Raw genomic sequence first — 26,474 nt, 5'->3', positions numbered from 1 at the left:
TCACGGGATCATCCAGCTCAGCACCGGGGTGGCCTGCAAGCCGACCAGCAGGGCCATCGCGCAGATCAACACCACGCTCCAGCCGAACATCCGGCGGAACAGGTCGCCCTCGCGGCCGTCGAGCCCGACCGCGCTCGCCGCGATCGTCAGGTTCTGCAACGAGATCATCTTGCCGACCACTCCGCCGGAGGCGTTGGCGGCGGCGAGCAGCACCGGGTCCAGACCTGCGCGCTGCGCGGCGGTGACCTGGAGGGCACCGAACAGCGAGTTGGACGAGGTGTCCGAGCCGGTGAGCGCCACCCCCAGCCAGCCGAGCACCGGTGAGAGCAGCGCGAACAGGCCCCCGGCCCCGGCCATCCAGGTGCCCAGCGTCGCGGTCTGCCCACTGCCGTTCATCACGAAGGCCAGCGCCAGCAGTCCGCACACGGTGAGGATCGCCCAGCGCAGCGAGGCCAGGGTCTGTCCGTACGCGACCAGGGCGGTGCGTGGGGTGACCCGCAGGATCGCCATCGTCACCAGTCCGGCCAGCACCAGCAGGGTGCCGGTGGAGGAGAGCCAGTTGAACCGGAAGACCGGCAAGGTAGACGGGGCCCCCGACACGGTCAGCAGGTGCAGTCCGGGCCAGTTGAAGGTCACCGTTACCGCGTTGAGCGCCTCCGCGATCGCGGGCACCTGCGACAGACCGAAGATCGCCACGATCACCAGGTACGGGGCGTACGCCCGCCACACCTCGACCGGGGTGTCCGGCGGCTGCGAAGCCACTTCCGTACGGCTGGCGACCGCCACCGCAGGATCCGCCGGCCCGCCCGCCATGCCCCGCTTGCCCGGCCCGCCCGAGGTGGCCGGGGCCTGCCCGGGAGGCGTGCCGAGTTCCGCCGGGCCGTCGGCGTCGAGCACCCGGTCGTCGTGGCGTCGAGGCGGCCACACCCGTGCGGTCACGGTCACCACCACGGCGCTGACCAGCCCGGCGACGATGTCGGCCAAGGCCATCGCGAAGTAGTTCGAGGTGAGGAACTGGGCCAGGGCGAACGACACCCCGCAGGCGAGGGCGATGTGCCAGGTCCGGCGCAGCCCTCGGCGACCGCCGACCATGCCGACGAGCAGCAGGGGAATGAACAGTGCGATCACCGGTACCTGTCGTCCGGCCATCGCGCCCAGGTCACCGGTGGGCAGGTCGGTCACCCGGGCCAGGGTGGTGATCGGCAGGCCTAGCGGCCCGAAGGCGGCCGGTACGGTGTTGGCCACCAGCGCCACCGTGGCCGCCTTCATCGGCCGGAAGCCCAGCGCCAGCAGCATCACCGTGGTGATCGCGACCGGGGTGCCCTGGCCGGCCAGCCCCTCCAACAGGGAACCGAAGCAGAACGCGATCACCAGCGCCTGCACCTGCTGGTCGTCGCTGACCCGGGCGAAGGAGCGCCGGAGCACGTCGAAGTGTCCACTCGTCACGGTCATCCGGTAGATCCAGATGGCGGTGCCGAAGGTCCACACGAGCGGGAACAGCGCGAAGGTAGCGCCCTGGCTGGCGGTGAGCAGCGCCTGCCCGGTCGGCATCGAGTACGCCAGGACGGAGACCAGCAGCGCGACGGCGAGTGCGCCGAGTGCGGCCAGCCAGGCCCGTACCCGCAGCACGCCGAGCAACAGGAACAGGGTGACGATCGGCAGCCCGGCGACGAGGGCGCTCAACGCCAGCGAGTCGGCGAGCGGGTCCAGGATCGGACGGTACACACGCACCTCCGGGCACCATGTCGGCCGATCGCCGTACGGGTGCGCTCAGTGTGCCCGGTCGACCACGCCGCACTTTCTTCGCGATTGCGCTGTCTGCGCACAAGACCGCCAAGCAGATCTTGGTACGAAACGCCCTCCCGAGGGGCGCCTTCGTACCAAGATCTCCGCGCTCCGCGTCAGGTGCACACCTCGAACGGGATCGTCCGGTCCACCCGGCCTTGCGAGTGGCCGGTACGGACAGGTATTGTCTGCGGCAAATGTTTGTCGCCTTTTCTTACGGGGGAAAATGGCGCATCTACTGCGGCGACGCGTGCTCTCATCGATTTCTGTCCTCGTCGTACTGGCCGCCGCCGTCACTCTTCCTGGTCGATCCGCCGCCGATCCAAAAGAGCCTGATCGTGACTTTGCGACGCGGGTCAGCGAACCTTCGCTCATGCGTCACTCAGAGGTGGCCCAGGCGATCGGTGAGCTGGGCCATGGCGACTACCGCACCATCCTCTCGGGGATGCGAGTCGATCCGGCCGACGATCGGGTGACTGTGTATGCGACGGACCTCGACCGGGCTCAGCTACTGCTGGATCGTGGTGTTGGTCCGCTCTCATCGACCAGGCGGGGTGCCACCTCCATCGAGGTGCGGAAGAGTAAGTACTCGCGTCACCAGATGGAGGCTGCCAGCAAAGGCGTCTGGGACGCGGCAAAGCAGTGGAAGAGCGTGGGTGCGCAGGTCTACTCCATAGTGCTGCTCAGCGACGGCAGCGGTCTGGAGGTCCGCACCAGCGATCCGGCTCGGGCGGCCTCGATCGCGTCGAGATCGCTGTCGGTGAGCGCTCTGGACGCGGCGGACATCCGGTACGTCAAGGGCAGCCCGGTCCGTCCTGCCGACCGACACGGTCCGTCTGCTCCCTGGCAGGGGGAATCCCCATCCGACACGACGTCAACATCTCCGGCTATCAATGCACATCGGCCTTTGGGGTTCGTGACCGGACCTACAACGCCGAATATCTCGTCACCGCCGAGCACTGCTTCAGCGTCGGAAACGGAATCGAGGCGCAGGGTGGCGCGGGAATTGGTCGGGTCCAGCAGGAGAACAATCCGCACGATGCGGCGATCATCAGCGCGAATGCGTCGTCCCAGGTATGGGTCAATGACGACTACGTATTCAACTTCGGTGCCGCTCAGTACTCATGGGACGGTGAGTACGTGTGCCAGAGTGGGTATACCAGTTACCCCAACCGCTGCAATATCATGGTGACGCACGAAGCCGTCCAGTGGGACTTCGGTGACGGCAAGGGCGTACGACTGGGAGTTGAAGGCTGGCAGTGCTCCGGTTGCGCGGCGGTCGCGAAGGGTGACAGCGGCGGGCCGGTCTGGGCGACTCGCTCCGATGGCGTGTTGACGAGTCGAGGAATCGTGAGCGGATTCCACACCGATGTGGATCCCGGACGGTCCGGCGAATATATTCTCTGGACAGAGACCCCGTCCGTGTTGACGGTGCTCAACCTGTCACTACAAACGTCGTAGCTGGCTTGGTGGTGTCGGTGGCAGGTCCTGCCACCGACACCGCCGCGTTGACCGGGCACGGCGCCGACCGAGGGTCCGCCCCGGTCAGCGCCGTGCACGCGTCATGGTCCGCACACCCTGGGAAGACGTGATGTCGAACGTGGTCATTCGAGCCGCCGCCGTCGCTGGCGCGGCAGGAACCCTCATCGCGGTCTTCGGCCTGCCCTGGGCCTGGTACGGCGACCGGGCCGTACGCCTCACCGAGTTTCCGGGGTGGGCCTGGTATGTCGGCGCGGCCGTCCTGCTCAGCATGGTCACCGGGGGGGCGATCGTCGATCCGGGCCGTCGGGGATGGCTGCTGCTGGTGGCCGGTGGGCTCGGTGTCGTCACGATCGTGGCCGCCGTCGTTGTCATGACTCACTACGCCGACGTGTTCCTCGGCCCGGTCGTCCCTGCGGTCCGTCCGTCGCTCGGACCTGGCGGACCGGTCGCGGTGTTGGCCGCGCTCGCCAGCATGACCGCCGTCGTCGGCTCGCGGTACCCGCGGTTCAGTCGCTCCAGCTGACCCGGGGCGGCACGGCGAGGAAGTCCGCGTACCGGTGCAGCGCCTGCTCGATCTGCTCGCGGCGGGCCGGACCGAGGTCGCCCAACGGATGCACCGGGTGACGCGGGTCTTGGCCAGGCATTCGTCTCCAGGTGCCGTCCCAACACCCCTGATCGCGCTACGCCAGCATCGTTGGTGGCGGAGCGCGATCCCCCGTTCAGGTTCGCCGCCGCGGGGCGGCGATGCGAGTCGCCGGCAGCGGTCTTCTCAGGATGGCGCTTTCCACTGCGGCCGAGAACCATGTGTCGGGCACCTTGCGGAACTCTTGAGTAAAGGCGCGAGCCGTACCGCTCAGCCCTGGCGGGGCTGCGGCACCCGGACCGCCGCCATGCCGGCCGCCGTGGCGGCTTCGATGCCCAGGTCGGCGTCCTCGAAGACCAGGCAGGCCTGCGGGGGTACGCCGAGCAGCTCGGCGGCGCGCAGGAAGGGCTCCGGGTCGGGCTTGGGTCGGGTGTAGTCACCGGCGCAGACCAGCACCTCGAACCGGTCGAGGATGCCCAGGGCGCCCAGGGAGGCGGTGACCGCCTCGCGGGTGCTGCCGGAGACCACCGCGAAGGGGATCCGGCCGTGCGCGTCGTCGATGTGGTGCAGCACCCCGGGGATGCCGGCCGCGGTGGGCAGCAGCTGCTGGTAGAGCGCCTCCCGCCGGGCGATGACCGCCTCCAGGGGCATGTTCAGCCGCTGCTGCTCGTTGAGGGCGACCACGATGTCGGCGGTGGGTCGACCCGCCCAGGCGTAGAACAACTCCTCGGGGAAGTGGCAGCCCCACTCGTCCAGGGCCTGCCGCCACGCGGTGTAGTGCTGGGGCATCGAGTCGACGATGGTGCCGTCGCAGTCGAACAGGTACGCCTGGAAGTCGCCGGTGGGCAGGGGAAGCATCACGCGCCCAGGCTATCCGGCCTTGAGGAAGCCCCTGGATCAGAGCCGCTGGTACATCACCAGCAGGTCGACATAGCTGTCGTCGGGACGCCGGAAGCCCTCCGGGATCCGCCCGACCACTTCGAACCCGAGTGAGCGCCACAGGGCCACCGCCCGGGTGTTGCCGGCCACCACGGCGTTGAACTGCATCCCCCGGTAGCCGTCCGCGCGGGCCAGGTCGAGCACGTGAGCGCCCAGGGCCCGGCCGATGCCCCGCCCAGAGGCCCAGGGGGCCACCATGAAGCTGGCGTTGGCCACATGGTCGCCGGGGCCCAACTGGTTGGGGGTCAGCTTCGCCGTGCCGAGCACGGTGCCGTCGGAATCGACCGCGACCACCGTACGACCGGGTGGGGACACCAGCCACATGCCGCGGGCCTGTTCCTCACCTACCTCGCGGGGCCAGGTGTACGTCTCCCCGGCCGCGACGATGTCGCGCAGGAAGGGCCAGATGCCCGGCCAGTCCGCGGCCGTCGCGATCCTGATCTCCATGGCCGCGAGGATGTCAGACGACACCCGCCCCGAGGTACGCAGGTCCCGGTGGCCCTTGTCCGTCGACCGGTGGACAACCCCGGTGTTTGTCGGCGCAAGCATCGGGTAGACGCCGAAGCTAACCCCGAGGCAGGAAGGACGCGTGATGGCGGCACAGGTCAAGGTAGCGGTGATCTATTACAGCGCTACCGGCATCACCTATCAGATGGCTCAGGCGGCCTGCGAGGCCGTGGGCGACGCGGGGGCGGAGGTACGCCTGCGCAAGGTGCGGGAGCTGGCACCGGACGAGGCGATCCGGTCCAACGCGGGATGGTCGGCCCACCACCTGGAGACCCAGCACGTCGAGGAGGCCCAGCCGGACGATCTCAGCTGGGCCGACGTGGTCATCTTCGGCTCGCCCACCCGGTACGGCATGATCGCCGCCCAGCTCAAGCAGTTCATCGACACCACCGGGCCGCTGTGGGCCAATGGCGCGCTGGCCAACAAGGTCTACTCGGCCTTCACCTCCACCGCCACCAAACACGGTGGGCAGGAGTCGACCCTGCTGTCCTTGTTCAACGTCTTCTACCACTGGGGCGGGATCGTGGTCACGCCCGGCTACACCGACCCCAGCCAGTTCGTCGCCGGCAACCCGTACGGCGCCTCGCACGTCAGCAACAACGGCGAGACCGCACCGGACGACATCGCCCTGGCCGCTACGGCCCTGACCGCCAAGCGGGCGGTGCAGATCGGCGCGGCCGTCAAGCAGGGCCTGGCCGGCTGACAGTCGGCGGACCGGTGGCCCGGGCGAGGGCTCTCAAACCCGCCCGGTCCACCGGTCCTGTCTCCAGCGCTACCCCCGATCGGGGCCGCTATGCCTGTCCGGCGGGGGACAGCTCACCGGCCGGTGCCGGCAGCAGCTCCGCCAGCAGGTCGGCCAGCACGGCCAGGCCGTCCGGACTGAGCACGGACTCCGGGTGGAACTGCACCCCGGCGAAGCCCCGGCCGCGCAGGGCGTGCACCGCCCCGTCGGTCTCGTCCCAGGCCAGCTCGACCGGACCGTACGGGCTGTCCTGACGGCCTCTGGCGGCCCGGGCGGTGAAGGTGGCGTAGAAGCCCAGCCGTCGGAGGGTGCCGAACACCGGCACCGTTCGTTGCAGCCCCTGGTAGGGCGCGGCCCGGCGGTCCACCGGCAACCCGAGCAGCCCGGCCAGCAGTTGATGACCCAGGCAGACCGCCAGGGTCGGTCGACCGTCGTCCAGCAGGGTGCCGAGCAGGCCGCGCAGACTGCGCATCTTCGGGGTGTCGCCGTTCGGGTCGCCGGGGCCGGGGCCGACCACCACCAGGTCGTACCCGGCGACCGGCGGGGCGGTGTGCCAGGGCGCCACGGTCACCGCCAGCCCCAGCGCCCCCAACTGGTGCGCCAGCATCCCGGTGAAGGTGTCCTCCCCGTCGACGATCAGGGCCCGGCGGCCGGTCAACCCGGGCACGGCGAGGGCCCCCGGCGGTCGCTGGTCCAGCCAGAACCGGGACAGCGGCGCGTTGCGGGCGGCCAGCGCCGCGCGTACCTCAGGATCGTCGGCCAGCCGGCGCACCGGGCCGGTGCCGGTGGTCGGTGCCTGCGGCCCCAGGCCCAGGGCGGCCAGCACCCCGGCGGCCTTGGCATGGGTCTCGGCGACCTCGGCCGCCGGGGTGGAGTGACGCACCAGGGTGGCCCCGACCGGCACCCGCAGGGCACCGTCCGGGGTGATCTCGGCGGTACGGATGAGGATCGGCGCGTCGAGGGTCTGCCGGCCGGTGTCGTCCTGCCCCAGCAGGGCCAGCACCCCGGCGTAGTAGCGGCGGCCGGTGCTCTCGTGCCGGGCGATCACCCGACAGGCGTTCTCCATCGGGCTGCCGGTCACCGTGGGGGCGAACATGGTCTCCCTAAGCACCTCGCGGACGTCCCGGGAACCGCGACCGGCCAGCAGGTACTCGGTGTGCGCCAGGTGGGACATCTCCTTCAGGTACGGCCCGACCACCTGGCCGCCGTGCTCGGCCACGGTCGCCATCATCTTCAGTTCCTCGTCGAGGACCATGTACAGCTCCTCGACCTCCTTGGTGTCGGCGAGGAACCGCAGCAGGGCGGCCCGGTCGGCCGCGACCCCGGTGTGCCGGAAGGTGCCGCTGATCGGGTTCATCATGACCAGCCCGTCCTCGACGCTGACGTGCCGTTCCGGGCTGGCCCCGACCAGGGTGCGGGTGCCGGTGTGCACCACGAAGGTCCAGTACGCCCCGCGCTCGCGCAGCAGCAGGGACCGCATCGCGGCCAGCGCGGCGGCCAGCGGTGCACCCTGCACCCGGGCGTGCAGGGTGCGGTGGATGACGAAGTTGGCCCCCTCGCCGCGGCCGATCTCCTCGGCGAGCACCCGGGCCACGATGTCGGCGTACTCGTCGTCGCCGATGTCGAAGGCCGCCTCGGTGGTGCGTACCGGGCCCTCGGGCAGGGCCGCCAGGGCCTCGGCCAGGGGCAGCCGTACCCGGCTGTCGATGCGCAGGCACTCCAGCGGCACTCCATCGTCCCGGCAGGCGAAGCCGCGCTCGGCCACCTGCCGAAAGGGCACCAGAGCCAGGGTGGCCGGGCCGGGCGGCCCGGCCGGTAACGGAATGTCGGCGAGCCGGTCGACCGTGCCCACCGGGCCGGTGAACAGGTCCAGATGCTCGGCACCCTCGCGGCGGATCAGGGCGAAAGGGCCCGGATCGACGCCTTCGGCGAGGGCGGTCAGCAGGTCGGTCAGCGGTGTCATCGGTTCTCCTCGGGCCGGGTGCCGCCGTAGGAGGCGGCCCGGGGGCCGGGAGAGTGGACCGGCGGCCGCCTCGTCGGGCGGCCGCGGGTGAAGCTAGGCGCGGAAGTGGGCCGCCGGGTCGGCGGGCCACCAGCAGGACAGTCGCGCAAGCATGCGCTCACCTTACGCGCGGAACCGGCGGTGGGGAAGCCGATCGGCGTACCCGGGTGCCCGGTGAGGTTGCCGCCGCGGAACCAGCGGGTACGTTGATCGGCGATGAGCATTCTGGGGCTGGACCTGGGCACCTCCTCGGTGCGGGGGCTCGTGCTGGACGGCGACCTTCAGCCGGTGCCGGGGGCCTTGGCCCGCCGCAAGATCGAGCTGACGGTCGACGACGACGGCACCGGCACCCTCGACGCGCGCGGCTACCTGGCCTGTCTGCTGGAGTGCCTGGACGAGTTGAGCGAGCAGGGATGGCTGCACGAGATCGAGGTGGTGGCGGTCAGTGCCCAGTGGCACTCCGTGCTGCCCCTGGGCGCCGACGGCCATCCCCTGGGGCCGGTCCTCACCTGGATGGACACCCGGGCCGAGCCGCCGGCCACCCTGACCGGCCCGGCCGACGCCCACGCCTACCACCAACGGACCGGCACCTGGTGGCACCGCTGCTACTGGTCGGTGCGGCTGCCCTGGCTGCGGGCCCACTGCGGCAGCCCGGTGGCCGGGTTCACCGGCCTGGTCGAGTACGCCCTGAGTCAACTGCTCGACGAGGCCCCGATGTCGTTGTCCCAGGCCTCCGGCACCGGCCTGCTCGATCTGCGTACCCTCGACTGGGATCCGGAGGCCTGCGCCCTGGCCGGGGTGAGCCGCGACAGCCTGCCGAAGCTGGCACCGGCGTACTGGCAGGGACGGCTGCGCTCGGCGTACGCCGGCCGCTGGCCGGGCCTGGCGCGGGCGCGGTGGGCCCCACCGACCGGTGACGGTGCCGCCTCCAACGTCGGCTCCGGCTGCATCGACCACACCCGGGCGGCCGTGACCGTGGGCACCTCCTCGGCGGTACGGCTGCTCCAGCGGATGCCGGCCCACGCGCCGCTGGCACCCCTGCCCCCGAACCTGTGGCGGTACCGCGTCGATCACGATCATGTGGTCACCGGGGCGGCCTACTCCGCCGGGGGGAACCTGTTCGCCTGGGCCGACCGGGAACTGCGGCTCCCGCAGGGCCCGGCCCTGGAGGCGGCGCTGAGTCAGTTGGGGCCGGCGGACCGGCGTCCGGTCAGTGTGGCCTTCGGCGGTGACCGCCCGCCGGGCGGCCGCCGGGCCGGCGCGGGTGAGCTGGGCGGCCTGAGCTTCCACACCACCGCGGTGCAACTGCTGGCCGGACTGATGTACGGAGTGTGCGACCAGGTCGTCGATGACCTGGCCGCCCTGGAGTCCACAGTCTCCGCACCGGTGGAGGTGGTCCTCGGGGGCGGGGCGATGGCCGCCTCCCCCTGGTGGCGCGCGGCCTTCGCCGAGGTGCTGGCACCCCGACAGGTGTGGTTCGGACGGCACCCCGAGATCGGGGCCACCGGTGCCGCACTGGTGGCCTGTGGCCGAATCGCCGACGCCGTCGCGTTGACCGACATCGGCCAGACGGATGATCACTCCCCGGCGGGCACGGCATAGGGTGACGCCCGGCGGTGCACTCCTGAACCAACGTGAGGGCAGGACGTTGACACTGGTCCGGGGCCTGGTTGGATGGACGACGCTCCCCGGGCGGCGGTGGACGCGCGGGAGGAGGAGCGGTGGGGACAGGACCGGACCAGGACCCGACGGTGTCACAGCATCGTCGGCGTCGGTTCGATGTCCGGGTGGTGCCCCACCGTCGTCGTTCCGCCCTGCGCATCCACGACTGGCGGATGCGGACCAAGCTCGCCACCGTACTGGTGATCCCGTCGGTGGCCTTCCTGGTCCTGGCAGGGGTGCAGACCCAGAACCTGGTCAGCCAGGCCAACACCCTGAGTGACTTCTCCGCCCAGGTGGGCATCGGGCAGGAGATCGCCGAACTGGTGCACCGGTTGCAGCAGGAGCGCGACCGTACGGTCGGTGAGCTGCCCGCCATGCGGGCCGCCGCCTCCGAGGAGGAGACCGGCCAGGTGACCGCAACCCTGGCCCCCTACCGCGCCGACACCGACCAGGCGGCCCAGGCGCTGCGCCGGGTGGCCGAGCCGGTGGGCAGGGGGGACGCCGCCTGGCAGGACGCCTTCACGGTGGCGTACCAGGCATACCAGCAGGTCGGCTACATGCGCAGCGTCACGACCACTGTGGTGTTGAGCAACGACACCATCCTGGGCAACTACAACCGGGCGGTGGACGCCCTGCTCACCCTGCTCTCCCAGCCCGCCCCCGGCGCGGAGCGGCCGGACCTGTCCGAGGCGGTGGCCCGCTACGTGCAGTTCGCCCGGGCCAAGGAACTCACCTCGCGGGTACGCGCGGAACTCTATGCGGCGGCCCGCAGCGGCGGGTACGAGTCCAACGACCGGGCACAGATAAACGACCTGCGGGCCCGCCAGCAGACCGCCCTGGGCACCTTCCGCATCGCGGCCAGCCACGCCCAGGTGACCCGTTACGACCGGATGAGTCAGCACGACGCCTTCGTCCAGGCCGCCCGGCTGGAGGAACGGGCGCTGACCCAGGACCCGACCGCCCTGACCCTGCTGCCGGACGACGACTGGTGGACCTTCAGCGAGGTACGCCACGATCTGCTGCGGGAGTTCGAGGCCGGGGTGCTGGAGGACTCGGCCGCACAGGCCGAGACGGCCAGCGACACCCAGTGGCGGGAGACCCTGCTGATGGTCGGTGTGATCATCACGGTGCTGCTGGTGGCCGTACTGATCTCGGTGCTCATCGGCCGTTCGCTGGCCAGGTCGATCCGCATGCTGCGCTCCCAGGCGTTGAACATCGCGCAGGTCGAGCTGCCGGACGCGCTGGCCCGGCTGCGCTCGGTCTCCGGCGGCGTACCCCACATCGAGGTGGCCCCGGCGGTGGTGCGGTCCCTCGACGAGATCGGCGAACTGGCCGAGGCCTTCGTCGCGGTGCACCGCAGCGCGGTCGGGGTGGCCGTCGAGCAGGCCAACATGCGGCGCAACGTCAACGCGATGTTCGTCAACCTGGCCCGGCGCAGCCAGGTGCTGGTGGAGCGGCAACTGGAACTGCTCGACGACCTGGAACGCGAGGAGAACGACCCGGACCAGCTGGAGAACCTGTTCAAGCTGGACCATCTAGCGGCCCGGATGCGCCGTAACGACGAGAGCCTGCTGGTGCTGGCCGGCACGGAATCGACCCGCCGGTGGAACCGGCCGATCGGGTTGAACGCGGTGCTGTTGGCCGCCAGCGCGGAGATCGAGCAGTACCAGCGGGTGAGCTACGTGGAGGTGGCCGACCTGCATCTGGTGGGCCACGCCGTCGGCGAGGTGGTGCACCTGCTCGCCGAGTTGCTGGAGAACGCCACCGCCTTCTCCCGCCCCGACACGCTGGTGCGGGTCATGGCCCGTCAGGAGGGCAACGGGGCGACCATCGAGATCGCCGACCAGGGCCTGGGGATGAGCCAGACCGCACTGGCCGAGGCCAACGCCGTGCTGGCCACCCCGCCCGCGGCGGACGTGGCGACGGTCGAGCGGATGGGTCTGTTCGTGGTCAGCCATCTGGCCGCCCGGCACGGCATCGAGGTGCGGTTGCACGGCGGAACCGGCGGGCTGGTGGCCCGGGTCCGGCTGCCGGGTGCCCTGCTGGCGTCGCCGTCGTCGGAGTTGGAACCCTTCGCACCCCAGCGTCCGCTCCCGGTACCCCGGTCGGCGCCGCCGGCGCAGATCGGCGACGCTCCGATGGAGCTGCCGGTGGCCGGGCGGCGACCGGCCACGGTGCCCCGACAGGCACACCCCGTGCCGGTACGCGCGGAGAACGTACTCCCCCCGGTGGCGGTCCCGGCGTCCGGCGGCGGCGGGTGGTGGTCCCGGGAGGGGCCCGCACCGGCGAGCTCCGCCGGTGGCGAGGCACCGCCGGAGGTGCCGGTGACGGCGGGCACCAACGCCCGGGGACTGCCGATGCGGGTGCCGATGGCGCAGTTGCAGTCCGTCACCCAGCCGGCCCGTCCCGGCCAGCAGCAGAGCACCCGGCACGACCCGGACCCGGAGGCGGTCGGCGGCATGTTGTCGAAGTTGTACAGCGGTGTGCGACGGGCCGAGGCCGAGGAGACCACCGAAATACCGGTACCACCACCGGGGACGTGGAGTGAGGGAGGACTCAAGTGACAACGTTGTCTCAGGAGGCCCGGGACCTGAGCTGGCTGGTCAGCGGGTTCACGCAACGGGTGCCCGGTGTGGCGCACGCCGTGGTGGTGTCCTCCGACGGGCTGCTGGTCGCGATCTCCGACCATCTGCCGCGCGACCACGCGGACAAGCTGGCCGCGGTGACCTCGGGCCTGATGAGCATCACCGCCGGTGCGGCCCAGATGTTCGACGGTGACGTGGTCAAGCAGACCGTGGTCGAGATGGGTCGCGGCTACTTCCTGGTGATGCAGATCCGGGACGGCTCGATCCTGGCCACCCTGGCCGGGGCGGAGGCCGACATCGGGGTGGTGGGCTACGAGATGGCCCGGCTGGCCAAGCAGGCCGGGGAGATGTTGACCCCGGCCCTGCGCGCCGAACTCCAGCAGGCCCTGCCCCGCTGAGGTAAGGAAGGGCCCCTTGTTAACGCCTGCGGTAGTAGCGGGGCCCCTTCTTAACATCGGAATCAGCGCAGGCCGAGGGCGCCGGGCATGGTCGGCCGGGAGGCGAGCCACCAGGCTGCGGTGGCGGCCACGGCGACCGCGCCGCTGAACACGAACGGCGCACCCAGACCGGCGCGGGCGGCCAGGGCACCGCCGGCCAGCGCGCCCAGTGCCGTACAGCTGTAGGTGACCAGGCGGGAAGCGGCGATGACCCGACCCAGCAACCCGCCGGGCACCAGCCGCTGCCGTACCGACAGGGCGGCGACGTTGAGCACGGCGAACGCCGCGCTGGTGGCGACCACCACGACCACGGCCACGGCCCGGTCGGCGACGACCGCCAGCAGCACCGGTACGCCCGCGGTGGTCGCCATCGACCAGGTGAGTACGGTGCGGTGGCGGAACCGGGTGATCAGCCGGTCGGCGGTGAACGAGCCGAGCAGACCGCCGGCCGCCCCGGTGGCCAGCAGTAGTCCGAAGCCGAACGCCCCGAGGTCGAGGGCCTCGCGGGCGTAGAGCACGAAGATCGCGAACCAGGCGGTGTCGGCGGCGGCCACGGCGGCGGTGACCAGCACCAGGGTCCGCAGCATCGGTTGGCGCACCAGCCAGCGCAGGCCGGCCAGGACACCGTCGTCGGCGACCTGCGCCTCGTCGTCGATGCGGGGCCGGTGGGCCAGGGTCAGCGGCAGCGACAACACCAGCATCACCGCCAGGGCGAGCGTGGCGCCGTTGACCGCGAACGGGATGGCGGCGCCGACGACGAACAGCAGCGCCCCCACCGGCGGGCCGACGAACTCGTTGCCGACGATCTCACCGGCGACCAGCCGCCCGTTCGCCTTCTCCAACTGAGCGTCCGGGACGAGCCGAGGTACGGCGGTCTGGGCAGCCGTGTCGCGGATGGTCTCGCCGATGCCGAGTAGGAAGGCGGCGACCACCACGAGGGCGATGCTCGCCCAGTCGAGGGCGATCGCGGCGGCGAGCGTGCCGAGCACGACGACCCGTCCGGTGTCGGCGACGGTGAGCAGGCTCCGGGCCCCACGGCGGTCGGCGAGGGCACCGGCGAGCAGGCCGGACACCAGCCAGGGCAGGAACTGGGCGGCGGCCACGGCGGCGACCGCCAGCGGGTTGTCGGTGAGCGCCGCGGCCAGCAGCGGAAAGGCGGCCACCCGGATGCCGTCACCGAGGTTGGCCAGTGCGGCTGCGCTCCAGAACGTCCAGAACGGCCGGCCCAACGATCGTCGGTTCCGATCCATCCCGTGAGCCTAGGCGCAGCCCGCGTCCGGCACCGACGCCACCCTGGACGGCATCCTCACCCGCAACGCGCCGGGCCGGCGGCGCTGATCCGTACGCCGGCCCGGCGCGTCACCCAGGACTCACACCGCGTTGTCGGCGATTACCTGGCGGTACCAGTGGGCGCTGCGCTTGAGTACGCGCCGCTGGGTGGGGTAGTCGATGTAGATCAGTCCCCAGCGCTGGTCGTACCCCTCGGCCCACTCGAAGTTGTCCAGCAGCGACCAGACGTGGAAGCTCTCCAGCGGCACCCCGTCGGTGATGGCGCGGTGGGCGGCGGCCAGGTGGTCACGTAGGAAGGTGACCCGGCCGGTGTCCTCGACGGTGCCGTCGGCGGCGAGGACGTCCGGGGTGGGCAGTCCGTTCTCGGTGACGGTCAGCGGGATCGGGCCGTAGTCGCGGGTCACCCGGGTCAGGATGTCGTACATCCCGTCCGGGTAGATCTGCTGCCAGCTGGCCTCGGAGGTGGGCCACCGGCGGGTGGTGCCGCCGCCGCCGGTGACGTAGATCGGGGTGTAGTACTGCACGGCGAGCACGTCGACCGGCGAGGAGATGATCTCCAGGTCGCCGTCGCGGATGGCGCGCACCATCCGGCTGTCCGGCCCCAGGTCGGCCAGGACGTCCTCGGGATAGCTGCCCTTGAGCGCCGAGTCGAGGTAGAGGCGGTTCTCGTAACCGTCGTACAGCCGGGTGGCCTCGGCGGCGGCGGGGGAGTCGTCGGCGGGGTAGCAGGGGTGCAGGTTGAAGGCCGGGCCGATGCGGCCCTCCCGGCCCTCGGCGCGTAGCGCCTGCACCGCGAGGCCGTGGGCCAGCTGCAGGTGGTGGGCGACCAGGTAGGCGGCGTCGGGATCCCGCCGGCCGGGGGCGTGGTGGCCGTACAGGTAGCCGTTCTGCACCACGGTCTTGGGCTCGTTGATGGTGAGCCAGACCGGCACCCGGTCGCCGAGGGCGTCGAAGAGGGTGGCGGCGTAGTCGGCGAAGCGGTAGGCGACTTCGCGGGACTCCCAGCCGCCGGCGTCCTGGAGGGTCTGCGGCAGATCCCAGTGGAACAGGGTGGCCATCGGGGAGATGCCCCGCTCGTGCAGCCCGTCGATCAGGCGGCGGTAGAAGTCGAGACCACGTTGGTTGGCGGCACCGCTGCCGTCGGGCTGGATGCGCGGCCAGGAGATGGAGAACCGGTAGCTGCGCAGCCCCAGGTCGCGCATCAGATCGAGGTCTTCGGCGTAGCGGTGGTAGTGATCGGCGGCGACGTCACCGGTGTCGCCGTTGCGGGTGCGCCCGGGGGTACGGCTGAAGGTGTCCCAGACCGACTCGCCCCGGCCGTCCTCCTTGGCGGCCCCTTCGATCTGGTACGCCGAGGTGGCCGCGCCCCAGCCGAAGTCCACCGGGAACTGCAACCGGGCGGCGGCGCTGGTGGCCGGATCGGTGGGGGCGGTGCCGTCGTCGGTGGCGCAACCGGTGAGGGCGGTGGCGCCGGCTGCGGTGGCGACCGCGCCCAGGGCGGCACCGGCCGGTGTTACGGCGGTGGCCGACAGCGCCGCTTGGCGCAGCAGGTGTCGCCTGGTGAGCATCGACATGGATTCTCCTCGTGGGTGGGGTGGCCGCCGGCGCCCCTCGGGAGCGCTCCCAAGAAGGGTAAAGGGTAGGCGACCGCCGCCGGTGCATGATCGTCACGCATCACGGACGACCGCGTTGGCGGAGGTGACAAGGTGAGGGTTCTGGCGTCGGCCGGTCGGGCATCGGGTGTGGCGGGACCGGGAACGCCGAGTTCCGCGGGCGGACCGGCGGCGTGCTCCCGGAGGTGGTCGGCGGGGCAGCGCACGGTCGGCGGGCGGGGCTTACTGCCGTGCGGGGCGCGCGGGTGATGCGCGTCTGACCCGATCGGCCTCTTTTCCCATCGTGAACGGGGGTTTAGTGTGGGGACGGGGGAGGGCAACCCCCGTCCCCACCATGTTGCGGTACACGCACGTGCGGATTGGCGTCCCAGTCGTGCGTGTCGCGCGGGAGCCGGGCCACGCGAGTGGCTGAGGATCCACCTCCCCTCACTTCTCGTGGGGTGACGGCTGACGGCGGTGTCCGGGCTGGCCCGCCGTCGGCCTGCGGTCTTAGTACCCATTGCCGTGGGCACGGCGCCGGGTAATCCAATGCTTGGAACTCCGTCGATGGAAGCGCTCCCATCGACGTTGCTGCGACTGTAACGCCCGTCACGGCTTTGTGAAAGCCCCAAAATGAGATCGAAACAACCGAGTGCTTCCGGAAGTGCGGTCTCTGGTGCTGGGAGCGCTTCCATGGCACACTGTCGATCGACCACGTGGAGCCAGGTAGACGTGAGCGTGGGGCCGCCGAGGGCTTCCGGTGATCCGGACGGCGCCCTGATCGCAGTGGTGTGGAGCTCGTTCCCGCTGCTGCGTTCCGGCCGGTCGGCCGGCCACCACCATCCACCGACGTCTCGCGTCCTTCTCGTCTGCGAGACGTCTCGCCGGGGCGGCACCGCACCCGGCCTGGTTCGAGGAGACACCGCGCAGATGAGAGATCTGGCAAGACGCCGCCGCCTGGCGTGGCTCGCCGCCGCGGCGTTGGCGATCGGCGGGGTGACCGTACCCGCCGGCGCCGCACAGGCCGCACCGGCCTGCGACGTGGTCTATACGACCAACGACTGGAGCAACGGCTTCACCGCCAACATCACCCTCAAGAACCTCGGCGACCCGGTCAACGGCTGGACCCTGCGGTTCGCCTTCCCCGGCAACCAGCGGGTGACCAACGGCTGGTCGGCCCGGTGGAGCCAGAGCGGCAACGAGGTCACCGCCGTCAACGAGGCGTGGAACGGCAGCATGGCCACCGGCGCCAGCACCACGATCGGCTTCAACGGCTCCTACACCGGCAGCAACCCCAAGCCCACCTCGTTCTCCGTCAACGGGGTCACCTGCGGCGGCGTCACCGCGCAGCCCCCGACGGTGAGCCTGTCGATCCCCGCCGGGCCGTTCACGGCCCCGGCGACCGTGCCGCTGACGGCCACCGCCAGCGACCCGGACGGCACGATCGCCCGGGTCGAGTTCTACCGCAACGGCCTGCTGGTCAACACCGACACCACCGCGCCGTACGCGTACACCATGGAGAGCCTGCCGGCCGGTGACTACACCGTGCAGGCCCGGGCGTACGACAACAGCGGTCTGTCGGCGATCGCCGAGCGGGCGTTCAGCGTGACCGCCGCGACCTCGCCGGCCCTGGTGGCCACCCCGACTACGCTCAGCGTGCCCGAGGGTGACAGCGCCACCTTCAACCTCAAGCTGAACCGGGCACCCACCGCCAACGTCGCGGCCAGCCTCGCCCGCACCGGCGACTCGGACATCACGGTCTCGCCTACCTCGGTGACCCTGACCCCGAGCAACTGGGAGACCGGCGTCAACGTGACCGTCCAGGCCGCCGAGGACTCCGACACGGTGGGCGGCACCGCGACGATCACCGCGTCGGCCACCGGCCACACCCCGGCCACGGTCACCGTCACCGAGATCGACAACGACGTGCCGGGCGGGGACGGCGAGTACGTCCAGCGCTTCCTCGAGCAGTACGGCAAAATCAAGAACTCCGGCTACTTCAGCCCGGAGGGGGTGCCCTACCACTCGATCGAGACCCTGATCGTCGAGGCGCCCGACCACGGTCACCAGACCACCTCGGAGGCGTTCAGCTTCTGGCTGTGGCTGGAGGCGTACTACGGTCGGGTCACCCAGAACTGGGCGCCGTTCAACAACGCCTGGACGGTGATGGAGACCTACATCATCCCGTCCACGGCCGACCAGCCGACCGCTGGCTCCGCCGGTGACGCCACCTACGCGGCCGAGAACGACCTGCCCAATCAGTACCCGTCGCAGCTGAACGCGAACGTGCCGGTCGGCAAGGACCCGCTGCGCGCGGAACTCCAGCAGACCTACGGCACCGGCAGCATCTACGGCATGCACTGGCTGCTGGACGTGGACAACGTCTACGGCTTCGGCCGCTGCGGCAACGGCACCACCCGCCCCGCGTACATCAACACCTTCCAGCGGGGCACCCAGGAGTCGGTGTGGGAGACCGTGCCGCATCCCTCCTGCGACACCTTCGCCCACGGCGGCCCGAGCGGCTACCTGGACCTGTTCATCAAGGAGTCCGGCACCCCGGCCAAGCAGTGGAAGTACACCAACGCCCCGGACGCCGACGCCCGCGCCGTGCAGGCCGCCTACTGGGCCCTGACCTGGGCCAAGGAGCAGAACAAGCAGGCCGACGTGGCGGCCACGGTGACCAAGGCCGCCAAGATGGGTGACTACCTGCGGTACGCCCTGTTCGACAAGTACTTCAAGCGCGTCGGCAACTGCGTCGGGGCCACCCAGTGCCCGGCCGGTAACAACCGCGAGTCCGCCCACTACCTGCTGTCCTGGTACTACGCCTGGGGCGGCGCGTACGAGACCAGCCAGAACTGGTCGTGGCGGATCGGTTCCAGCCACAGCCACTTCGGCTACCAGAACCCGTTCGCGGCCTGGGCGCTGACCAACGTCAACGAGCTCAAGCCGCGCTCGTCGACCGCGGCGGCGGACTGGAACAACAGCCTCACCCGGCAGTTGGAGCTCTACACCTGGCTCCAGTCGGCCGAGGGTGGCATCGCCGGTGGCGCGACCAACAGCTGGGGCGGGCACTACGGCACGCCGCCGGCCGGCACGGCCACCTTCTACGGCATGTTCTACGACGAGGACCCGGTCTACAACGACCCGCCCTCGAACCAGTGGTTCGGTATGCAGGCCTGGTCGATGCAGCGCATCGCCGAGCTGTACCTGGTCAGCGGCGACGCCCGCGCCAAGGCCCTGCTGGACAAGTGGGTGCCGTGGGCCATCGCCAACACCACCCTGGGTGAGGACTGGTCCATCCCGGCCGATCTGAAGTGGACCGGCCAGCCCAACAACTGGAACCCGACCAACCCGCAGCCGAACACCAACCTGCACGTCGAGGTGATCGCCAAGGGCCAGGACGTCGGTATCGCCGCCTCCTACGCCCGGACCCTGATCGCGTACGCGGCCAAGTCCGGCGACGTGGCGGCGAAGAACACCGCCAAGGGGCTGCTGGACGCGCTGCACGGCGAGAGCGACGCCCAGGGTGTGTCGACCGTGGAGAAGCGTGGCGACTACCGGCGCTTCGACGACGTCTACGACGCCTCCACCGGGCAGGGCCTGTACATCCCGCAGGGCTGGACCGGTCGGATGCCCAACGGTGACGTGATCGCCCCGGGCAAGAGCTTCGTCGACATCCGGTCGTTCTACAAGAACGACCCGGCGTGGCCGAAGGTCCAGGCCTACCTCGACGGTGGGCCGGAGCCGGAGTTCCGTTACCACCGGTTCTGGGCCCAGGCGGACGTCGCGATGGCGTACGCCGACTACGGGAAGCTGTTCCCCAACGGCTGAACGACGTCCTCCGGGTGGGCGGTGACCCACCCGGAGGCTCCGGCCGGGCCTCGGGGGTAGAGGCAGGACCGGCCGGCGGCCTGACGCCCACGGTCAGGCCGGGGTGGGTCGGCCCTCTGGCCGACGCAGCGGAGAAGTCGACCCACCCCACCGCCCCCCGATCCGACAGGCACACCGCGCAGATCGCGGAAAAAGTCACCGTTCCGGGATAACAACACCGCCGGGGACGGAGTAACGTACATCACCGGAGAGGCCGCTCCCCCCGTGGCGGCCTCTCCCTTTTTGTCGCCGCGACCCCTGCCTTCGCGCACCGGCGGGTTCGGCCTGCCGGTCACCGTAGCCCCTGCTCAGCCGCCCCTGGGCGGCGCTGCCGATCCGGTCGGCGGGCCACTGGTGGGCGGCTCGGACAGGGTCGCTAAGTTGTGCGGGTGCGCGTGACGCCCAGGGGTGGGACTGCGGTCTGGCTGGTCGGGTTGGCTCTGGTCCAGACGGCGGTCTTCATCGTGGTGTGGCGATTCGCCCTCTACAGCGAACTCGGGCAGTGGGTCGACACGGTCGCGCTGACCGGCAACCGGATCGGCCGCGACCACATCGAAGAACCGGTCAACCGGATCCTCAACGCGATGTCCGTGGTGTCGCTGCTGGCGGCCACGGTGATGATCGGGTTCATCGCCCTGATCCGAGGCCGGGTCGCCCTGGCGGTCGCGGCCACCCTGCTGATCGTCGGAGCCAACGTCACCACCCAGGTGCTGAAGTACGGCCTGGTCCGACCCGACTACGGCATCGACCCGGAACGGGCCGGCGTCGGCAACAGCCTGCCCAGCGGGCACACCACGGTAGCCGCCTCCGTGGCGGTGGCGTTGGTGCTCGTACTGCCGCCCAAGGTCCGGGCCTTCGCCGCCGTGGTAGGTGCCGCCTACTCGGCGGTGGCCGGGGTGGCGACCCTCTCGGCGGGCTGGCACCGGCCCAGTGACGCGGTGGCCGCGTACCTCGTCGTCGGCGTGTGGGCGGCCCTGGCGGGCATCCTGCTGCTGATCACCCAGCGGGAACAGGCGCAGGTGTCCTCCGCCGACGCGCACCGGGGAGTGGCCCTGCTGCTCGGCATCGGTGGGCTGCTGCTGATCCTGGCCTGCGCGCTGGCGCTGTTCTGGCTGACCAGCCTGCGCCCCACCGCGGCGGCCGACCTGTCCCGCCAACCCCTGTTCGTCGGGTACGCCGGCAGCGCCGCCGGCATCGCCGGAACGATGGGGGTGGTCATGGCGCTGGCCATCGCCGCCGTGCACCGCATCGTCCCCCGCCACAAGGGCTGACCGCTGCCGGCCTCCACCTGCGCGACCCCTGACGGCGCGGATCCCGCCGAACGGCAACCCCCACCCGGTCCCGGCCACGCGCACCGACCACCTCGACCCGCCCCACCTCGACCCGCCCCACCTCGACCCGCCCCACCACCACCGCCGCTTCCGCCCTCGCCGTGCCCCACCACCACCGCGCCCCGCCCCGCCCGCCCCGCCCTCCCCGCCCGCAAGATCGCGCTCGATGCAGGATCGAGTGGTCAAGTTTGAAGACGAGGCCACTCGATCCTGGATCGAGCGCGATCATGAACGGTCGGCGACGAGGCGGGGCCGTCCCGGCCGGGGGTGGGGAGGCAAGGTTGGGGGAGGGGTGGTGGGTCGAGGTGGGGGAGGGTGTGGGGGACGCCGACCTTGTTCGGGCGGCTTTCCGTGAGGAGTGCCTGCGGCTGGGTGAGGTGCTGGCCACCCTCGATCGGAAGAACCTGGCCCGGCCGACCGGTTGCGTGCCGTGGACGGTGGCCGAACTGCTGGCACATGTCCGCACCGGTGCGGGCCGGCTGACCGACATGCTGGCCGCACCGGCGCCGACCGGTGCCCTGATCGACGCCGCCGGCTACTTCGGCGCGGCCAAGTTCACCCTCGAGGTCGACGCCGCCCGCATCGAGTCGGCCCGCATCGAGGCCGCTGGTGCCGAGTCTGCTCGTGCCGCGGCCGCTGGTGCCGAGTCCGATCGCATCGAAGCTGCTCGTGGCGCTGCTCATGCCGAGGCCGGTCGCATTGAGGTCGCTGGTGCCGCGTCGGCCCGCGCCGAGGCTGCTCCGGTCGAGGCGGCTCGGGTCGAGGCGGCTCGTGTCGAGGCGGCTCGGGTCGAGGCGGCTCGTGTCGAGGCGGCTCGGGTCGAGGGCGCACCGGGGGGAGCGGTTCGGGCGGGAGACGGGCGGGTCGAGGGTGGCGAGGAGAGCTTCGACTCGGGCGGCACGCGTCGAGGGGTCGGGGTGGGCGCGGACTTCGACCGGGCATGGCGCGCTGCCTTCGCGGCCGTCGAGGCGTACCCACCGGAACGGGTGGTGCGCACCCGACACGACGATGCGATGACGGTGACGGAGTTCCTGCGTACCCGGGTGGTGGAGGTCGGGGTGCACGGGCTGGACCTGGCCGCGGCGCTGGATCGGCCGCCGTGGCTGACCACGCCCGCCAGCCGGGTCATCGCCGATCTGCTCACTGGGGGCCGGTCCCTGCCGGCGGAGCTGGGCTGGGACCGGCTGACCCTGATCGCCAAGCTGACCGGGCGCACTCCGTGCAGCCTGGCCGAGCAGGCGGCCCTCGCCCGGGTCGGCCTGCCGCTGCTGGCCTTCGGCCGCTGATCCGCGCCGAGGATGTCGGCTGCGTCGAAGCGGGCGGGTTACCGTGCCGGCTCGCTGCCCGACTGGGCGGCGACGTCACCATCCGCTGACGCCGCACTTCGGGGTGCGGGTACGTGGGGGAGGGCGGCGCGCAGTTGGGCCAGCACCACCGGATCGATGCGGCCGGGGGCCAGCCGCTCCTCCAGGTTCTCCAGTCCGGCCCAGGCCACCAGCGCGTCCTCCGGGTCGGTTGGGTCGGCCGGGTAGCCGAGCGCGGTGAGCAGCCCGGCCACCTCGACGGCCACCGCCCCGGTCAGGTCGAGCAGGGTGGCCGGGTCGGGACGGCTGAACATGAGGGTGTGCACGGCCAGCAGCCGGTCGAGTTCGGTGATCGGATCGGGGTGGTCGTCGACCCGCAGGTCGATCATGAGATCGCCGGTGCCGGCGTACCCCCCGCCGCGTCGGACCACGACCAACCCGGCGCTCTGCTGGCCCCGGCGGTCACCCCCGGCCTGCTGTCCGGCGCGTAGCGCGGCGAGCAGGCGCTGCGCGAAGGGCAGGTCGGTACGGGCCAGCCAGGTGTCCCGCAGGGCGTCGATCACCTCGGGGCCGGTGAGGATGTTGCCCTGGGCGGCCCAGCCGTCGCCCGCCTGGCCGCCCGCCCAGTCCCGGCAGTGCTCCCCGGTGTAGGTGGCACCGGGGCCGGTGGCGGCCACCACACCCACCTGGCGATGATCGCGTTCCGGGTCGGCGGCCACCAGAGCGGCCACCACACCGGCCGCCGTCACCCCGGTCCGCAGCAGGGCCAGCCCCTGCGGCCGGTAGGCCAGGTTCACATGCGCCTGGGTGGCGATCGCGCCGAGGTCGGCCTCGGCCGCCGGGACCAGAGCGCCGGCAGCCAGGAAGCGGCTCGCCACGGCCACACCATGCAGGTGGCCGTCGGTGGAGCGGGCGACGAGCGAGAAGGTCACGCGGCAAGATTAGCGCTGGTCAGAGCCCTGCCCCAGGGTCGGCGCAGCCGCCCGGTGGACCGGTAGGGCACCAAGATCTTGCTAGGGAGGCCGCCCGCCGGGCAGGATCGATCGATGACGACACGATGGGCGATGACGGTGCCCCTGGACGGGGTGGGGCTGGCCGACCACGCGACGGTGTACGCGGCCCTGGCCGAGGCGGGTTTCACCGAGGTGTGGTCCTCCGAGGTCAACGGGGCCGACGCCTTCACCCCACTGGCGTTGGCCGCCGCCTGGGCGCCGCAGCTCCGGCTGGGCACCGCGATCGCGCCGGTGTTCACCCGTGGGCCCGGCCTGCTGGCGATGAGCGCCGCGGCCCTGGCCGACGTGGCACCCGGTCGGTTCGCCCTGGGCATCGGGGCCTCCTCGCCGGTGCTGGTGTCCGACTGGAACGCGATCGAGTTCACCGATCCGTTCCGGCGTACCCGGGACGTGTTGCGGTTCCTGCGGGCGGCGCTGCGGGGAGAGGCCGTCGACGGGGCCTTCGACACCTTCGCGGTGCGGCGGTTCAGCCTGCAACGACCCCCGGCCGTGCCCCCGCCGGTGCTGCTGGGCGCGCTGCGGCCGGGCATGCTGCGGCTGGCCGCCGCCGAGGCCGACGGGGTGATCCTCAACTGGCTGGCCGCCACCGACGTCCCCCGGGCGATGGCCGAACTGGGCGAGCGCCGCCCGCAGTTCGAGGTGGTGGCCCGCATCTTCGTCTGTCCCACCGAGGACACCGGGTACGCCCGCACCCTGGGCCGCCGCATGATCACCAGCTATCTGACCGTGCCCGCGTACGCGGAATTCCACCGCTGGCTGGGCCGCCATGAGGCGCTGGCGCCGATGTGGCAGGCCTGGGCGGCCGGTGACCGGCGGGGGGCCCTGGCGGCCATCCCGGACGAGGTGGTCGACGCGCTGATCGTGCACGGCTCACCCGAGCAGTGCCGGGCCCAGGTCCGCCGCTACGCCGAGGCCGGGGTGGACGTCCCCGTGATGGCCCTGCTGCCCACCCCCGAACTGGCTGCCGGCGGGGTGGCGGCCCGGACGACCATGATCGCCCGGCTCGGCCCGGACACCGGGGAGTCGACCTGAGCCCCACCCGGCGGCGCTGATCACCGCTCAGTCTCGCCAGCGCAGCGGCCCCGGGTGCACCGACCAGAGCAACCGCCGCCACCGGGGCCGGTCCGCGCGCAGCGCCCGGGTGCATACCCTGGCCGCCTCGGCGGCGGCCTCGGCCTGCGCCTCGGTCACCTGACCGGGGGCGAACCCGACCTGGTTGACCAGGCGAGCCAACTCCTCCACCGCCCGGTGGGCGGCCTCCGACTGAGATCCGACCCGACCCGCCGCACCCTCGGGATGAGTCGCGGCCCGACCCACCTCGGCCTCCAGTTGAGTCCCGACCCGCCCCATCTTCGCCTCCAGTTGAGTCCCGGCCCGGGCCGCTTCGGTCGGCGGTGCTGCGTCGGAGAGGGCGCGGCGGGCGGCCTCGGCCACCTCGGTGGCGGACAGGTCGGCGGGGACCGGATGCCCGGCCAGCCGCAGGGCGTACGTCAGCTCCCGCCAGGCCCCGGCGACCCGCAGGTCGGCCGGGCCCCGGTGCAGCCGGTTGCGGGTCAGGGCGCGGCGCATCCCGGCCAGGACGGCCAGCGCCACCACGACCAGCAGCAGGACCCCTCCGGCTACAGCGGCGACCAGCACCGGGGTGGACACCCCCGCTTGGCCCTCGCCCTCCTCGGGGGCGGCCTGGGGTGAGGGTGCGGTGCTCGGCTCTACGGTCGGTTCCGGCTGCTCCGAGGGCGGCGGCTTCTCCGGCTGCGGGCGGAAGTCCTCCTCCACCGGCCGGGGCTCGTCCTCCGGGCGGGGCAGGGGGTCGAAGGGCACCCAGCCCACCCCCTCGAAAAGCACCTCCGGCCAGGCGTAGGCGTCGCCCGCCCGTACCGGCCCGTCACCCGGGGCGGCGAACCCGACCACCACCCGGGTCGGCAACCCGGCCAACCGGCCCAGCACCGCGAAGGACGCCGCGAACTGTTCCGAGGTACCCCGCTGCCCGCCGCCGTTGCGCGGACCGAACAGGAAGAACGCCAGATTCGGGTACGCGTGGCCACTGGGGGCGTCGGCGACCAGCCGGTAGTGCTCCGCCAGCCACTGCTCGATCGCCATCGCCCGGGCGTACGGGGCGCCGTTGTCCTGGGCCAACTGGGTGGCCAGCCGGCGCAACTGGTCGGGCGCCCCCTCCGGCACCTGGAGCACCCGGGCCACCTCGTCCCCGGCCGGGGTGTTCGCGGTGGCCAGCAGGTTCGCATCCGGGCGTTCCCGGGCCGAGGTCACCGTGTAGCGCAGCCCCGGGCTGAGCCCGTCGGGACGGATCAGGGTGCCGGTGCCCGGGTCGTACGCCACCCGGGCGCCGCTGACCTCGCGGGGAGTGGGCACCGCCGGCAGCAACTGTCCACTGAGCTCACCGATGGTGATCTCCTGCCGGAGGGTCTCCACGGTGGCGTGTGGTGCCGGCGGCACGGTGGGCAGGATCCGGCCGGCGTTGCGGTAGGTGGCCCCGACCCGCCAGGTCACCCCGTCGTAGTCACTCAGCACGGCCAGCCGGATCCGGGTCCCCCCGCCGGCACCGGCGGTCTTCACCTGGAACAGCTGCTGGTCGGGGTTGAGGGCCCACCCGGAGATCCGGATCAGCGGGTTCTCGTCCAGGGTCTGGACCTGCGGCGGCTCCACGTAGCGGCGGGGGTCCACCGGCCGCACCTCCACCAGGGCGGCCACCGCCGGGCCCAGCAGGGTGGCCGCCGCGACCACCACCGCCGTACCGGCGGCCGAGGTCACCGCCAACCGGGCCCGCACCCCGGACGGCATCGTCGGCGCCGGGCCGTCGACCGGGTCACCCTCACGTCGCGTCGAGGCGGCCAGTCCGAGCCCGGCCACCACCACCAGGGCCACGGTCGGGCCGATCGCCGGCTCGGCGTTCGGCCCGACCACGTACACCGCCCCGACGTGCAGCAGCACCGGCGGCAGGTAACCCAGCAGCACCCGGCCGGCGCGCAACGCCACCTCCGCGCCGGCCAGCCCGGCCAGCCAGGCGCCCACCACCGGCACCAGGACGGTGTCCGGGACCGGTTCCACCGGGATCATCGCGGTCAGCAGCCGGGGAATGCCGTTCGCGGCGGCTTCCCGGGCCACCTCGGCGAAGCCGCCCGGCAACCCGGCCCGGTCAGCGGCCAGGTGCAGACACCACCCCGTCCAACCGGCCATCACCAGCACGGACACCGGGGCGACCAGCCAGGAGGGCAGTCGCCGCGCGGCCACCGAGACCAGCACCGAGCCGAGGGCCGCCCCGGCCACCAGGAGGGTCAGCAGGGAGCCCGCGTACACCCGGTCCAGGGTCACCCCGGCCAGGACCACCATCC

The 26,474-nt window shown here is 71.9% G+C and carries 19 protein-coding genes; 10 read left to right on the top strand and 9 right to left on the bottom strand.

Features of this window, described 5'->3' with window-relative positions; translation table 11 throughout:
* Window positions 1-1,731 carry an L-lactate permease gene (locus ABZ795_RS16670; RefSeq protein ID WP_327025130.1) on the bottom strand — a complete coding sequence of 577 codons (1,731 nt, stop codon included), beginning with the start codon at window positions 1,729-1,731 and terminating at the stop codon, window positions 1-3.
* A 696-nt stretch (window positions 1,732-2,427) separates the two neighbouring features.
* On the opposite strand from ABZ795_RS16670, the gene ABZ795_RS16665 reads away from it, so the two are divergent.
* Together ABZ795_RS16665 and ABZ795_RS16660 are read left to right on the top strand one after the other, a co-directional pair.
* Window positions 2,428-3,246, top strand: coding sequence for a hypothetical protein (locus tag ABZ795_RS16665; protein ID WP_357530975.1), 819 nt, complete (start codon window positions 2,428-2,430; stop codon window positions 3,244-3,246).
* A 130-nt stretch (window positions 3,247-3,376) separates the two neighbouring features.
* On the top strand, window positions 3,377-3,790 hold the full coding sequence (locus ABZ795_RS16660; RefSeq protein WP_357530974.1) for a hypothetical protein: 414 nt from the start codon (window positions 3,377-3,379) through the stop codon (window positions 3,788-3,790).
* Here the strand turns inward: ABZ795_RS16660 and ABZ795_RS16655 are convergent.
* The 3 genes from ABZ795_RS16655 to ABZ795_RS16645 form a co-directional block, all read right to left on the bottom strand.
* Window positions 3,774-3,911, bottom strand: a complete 138-nt coding sequence (locus ABZ795_RS16655) for a hypothetical protein (RefSeq protein ID WP_357530973.1) — start codon at window positions 3,909-3,911, stop codon at window positions 3,774-3,776. The genes ABZ795_RS16660 and ABZ795_RS16655 overlap by 17 nt on opposite strands.
* 209 nt (window positions 3,912-4,120) lie before the next feature.
* On the bottom strand, window positions 4,121-4,711 hold the full coding sequence (locus ABZ795_RS16650; protein ID WP_357530972.1) for an HAD-IA family hydrolase: 591 nt from the start codon (window positions 4,709-4,711) through the stop codon (window positions 4,121-4,123).
* 36 nt (window positions 4,712-4,747) lie between these two features.
* Window positions 4,748-5,236, bottom strand: coding sequence for a GNAT family N-acetyltransferase (locus tag ABZ795_RS16645; protein WP_327025133.1), 489 nt, complete (start codon window positions 5,234-5,236; stop codon window positions 4,748-4,750).
* A 145-nt stretch (window positions 5,237-5,381) separates the two neighbouring features.
* Here ABZ795_RS16645 and wrbA point away from each other — a divergent pair, with 145 nt between their 5' ends.
* Complete coding sequence (gene wrbA, locus ABZ795_RS16640; RefSeq protein ID WP_357530971.1) at window positions 5,382-5,999, top strand: NAD(P)H:quinone oxidoreductase; 618 nt, start codon at window positions 5,382-5,384, stop codon at window positions 5,997-5,999.
* Window positions 6,000-6,087: 88 nt separating this feature from the next.
* On the opposite strand, the gene ABZ795_RS16635 is transcribed toward wrbA, so the two are convergent.
* Complete coding sequence (locus ABZ795_RS16635; protein WP_357530970.1) at window positions 6,088-8,001, bottom strand: anthranilate synthase family protein; 1,914 nt, start codon at window positions 7,999-8,001, stop codon at window positions 6,088-6,090.
* 255 nt (window positions 8,002-8,256) lie between these two features.
* On the opposite strand from ABZ795_RS16635, the gene ABZ795_RS16630 reads away from it, so the two are divergent.
* From ABZ795_RS16630 to ABZ795_RS16620, 3 genes are all read left to right on the top strand, one after another.
* On the top strand, window positions 8,257-9,642 hold the full coding sequence (locus ABZ795_RS16630; RefSeq protein WP_357530969.1) for an FGGY family carbohydrate kinase: 1,386 nt from the start codon (window positions 8,257-8,259) through the stop codon (window positions 9,640-9,642).
* Between the two features lie 119 nt (window positions 9,643-9,761).
* Window positions 9,762-12,266, top strand: a complete 2,505-nt coding sequence (locus tag ABZ795_RS16625; RefSeq protein WP_357530968.1) for a nitrate- and nitrite sensing domain-containing protein — start codon at window positions 9,762-9,764, stop codon at window positions 12,264-12,266.
* A 5-nt stretch (window positions 12,267-12,271) separates the two neighbouring features.
* Window positions 12,272-12,685: a roadblock/LC7 domain-containing protein gene (locus ABZ795_RS16620; protein ID WP_327027061.1), complete on the top strand. Its 414-nt coding sequence runs from the start codon at window positions 12,272-12,274 to the stop codon at window positions 12,683-12,685.
* A gap of 62 nt (window positions 12,686-12,747) precedes the next feature.
* Here ABZ795_RS16620 and ABZ795_RS16615 read toward each other — a convergent pair whose 3' ends face one another.
* Both ABZ795_RS16615 and ABZ795_RS16610 read right to left on the bottom strand, forming a co-directional pair.
* Window positions 12,748-13,974 (bottom strand): MFS transporter, encoded by a 1,227-nt coding sequence (locus tag ABZ795_RS16615; RefSeq protein WP_357530967.1) that lies wholly within the window; start codon window positions 13,972-13,974, stop codon window positions 12,748-12,750.
* A 120-nt stretch (window positions 13,975-14,094) separates the two neighbouring features.
* Window positions 14,095-15,588, bottom strand: coding sequence for a GH1 family beta-glucosidase (locus ABZ795_RS16610; protein WP_357530966.1), 1,494 nt, complete (start codon window positions 15,586-15,588; stop codon window positions 14,095-14,097).
* Between the two features lie 948 nt (window positions 15,589-16,536).
* Here ABZ795_RS16610 and ABZ795_RS16605 point away from each other — a divergent pair.
* The 3 genes from ABZ795_RS16605 (at window position 16,537) to ABZ795_RS16595 (ending at window position 22,093) form a co-directional block, all read left to right on the top strand.
* Window positions 16,537-19,437 (top strand): glycoside hydrolase family 48 protein, encoded by a 2,901-nt coding sequence (locus ABZ795_RS16605; protein WP_357530965.1) that lies wholly within the window; start codon window positions 16,537-16,539, stop codon window positions 19,435-19,437.
* A 422-nt stretch (window positions 19,438-19,859) separates the two neighbouring features.
* A complete protein-coding gene (locus ABZ795_RS16600) occupies window positions 19,860-20,747 on the top strand; it encodes a phosphatase PAP2 family protein (RefSeq protein WP_327025142.1) in 888 nt (295 codons plus the stop codon).
* A 377-nt stretch (window positions 20,748-21,124) separates the two neighbouring features.
* Window positions 21,125-22,093 carry a hypothetical protein gene (locus ABZ795_RS16595; protein ID WP_357531022.1) on the top strand — a complete coding sequence of 323 codons (969 nt, stop codon included), beginning with the start codon at window positions 21,125-21,127 and terminating at the stop codon, window positions 22,091-22,093.
* Window positions 22,094-22,131: 38 nt separating this feature from the next.
* Here ABZ795_RS16595 and ABZ795_RS16590 read toward each other — a convergent pair whose 3' ends face one another.
* Complete coding sequence (locus ABZ795_RS16590; RefSeq protein ID WP_357530964.1) at window positions 22,132-23,043, bottom strand: DUF1028 domain-containing protein; 912 nt, start codon at window positions 23,041-23,043, stop codon at window positions 22,132-22,134.
* Between the two features lie 132 nt (window positions 23,044-23,175).
* On the opposite strand from ABZ795_RS16590, the gene ABZ795_RS16585 reads away from it, so the two are divergent.
* Window positions 23,176-24,156 (top strand): LLM class F420-dependent oxidoreductase, encoded by a 981-nt coding sequence (locus ABZ795_RS16585; RefSeq protein ID WP_357531021.1) that lies wholly within the window; start codon window positions 23,176-23,178, stop codon window positions 24,154-24,156.
* A gap of 27 nt (window positions 24,157-24,183) precedes the next feature.
* Here ABZ795_RS16585 and ABZ795_RS16580 read toward each other — a convergent pair whose 3' ends face one another.
* Window positions 24,184-26,472, bottom strand: a complete 2,289-nt coding sequence (locus tag ABZ795_RS16580) for a transglutaminaseTgpA domain-containing protein (RefSeq protein WP_357531020.1) — start codon at window positions 26,470-26,472, stop codon at window positions 24,184-24,186.
* Between the last annotated feature and the right edge of the window lie 2 nt (window positions 26,473-26,474).

This window comes from Micromonospora sp. NPDC047134 (assembly GCF_040643455.1).
Taxonomy (GTDB): domain Bacteria; phylum Actinomycetota; class Actinomycetes; order Mycobacteriales; family Micromonosporaceae; genus Micromonospora.
This window is presented reverse-complemented; position numbering and strand designations above follow the sequence as displayed.

Coding starts and splice junctions, on each gene's coding strand:
- wrbA (WP_357530971.1), top strand. CDS start 5,382: ATGGCGGCACAGGTCAAGGTAGCGGTGATCTATTACAGCGCTACCGGC.
- ABZ795_RS16630 (WP_357530969.1), top strand. CDS start 8,257: ATGAGCATTCTGGGGCTGGACCTGGGCACCTCCTCGGTGCGGGGGCTC.
- ABZ795_RS16635 (WP_357530970.1), bottom strand. CDS start 8,001: ATGACACCGCTGACCGACCTGCTGACCGCCCTCGCCGAAGGCGTCGAT.
- ABZ795_RS16580 (WP_357531020.1), bottom strand. CDS start 26,472: ATGGTGGTCCTGGCCGGGGTGACCCTGGACCGGGTGTACGCGGGCTCC.
- ABZ795_RS16660 (WP_357530974.1), top strand. CDS start 3,377: ATGTCGAACGTGGTCATTCGAGCCGCCGCCGTCGCTGGCGCGGCAGGA.
- ABZ795_RS16615 (WP_357530967.1), bottom strand. CDS start 13,974: ATGGATCGGAACCGACGATCGTTGGGCCGGCCGTTCTGGACGTTCTGG.
- ABZ795_RS16610 (WP_357530966.1), bottom strand. CDS start 15,588: ATGTCGATGCTCACCAGGCGACACCTGCTGCGCCAAGCGGCGCTGTCG.
- ABZ795_RS16605 (WP_357530965.1), top strand. CDS start 16,537: ATGAGAGATCTGGCAAGACGCCGCCGCCTGGCGTGGCTCGCCGCCGCG.
- ABZ795_RS16655 (WP_357530973.1), bottom strand. CDS start 3,911: ATGCCTGGCCAAGACCCGCGTCACCCGGTGCATCCGTTGGGCGACCTC.
- ABZ795_RS16585 (WP_357531021.1), top strand. CDS start 23,176: ATGACGGTGCCCCTGGACGGGGTGGGGCTGGCCGACCACGCGACGGTG.
- ABZ795_RS16645 (WP_327025133.1), bottom strand. CDS start 5,236: ATGGAGATCAGGATCGCGACGGCCGCGGACTGGCCGGGCATCTGGCCC.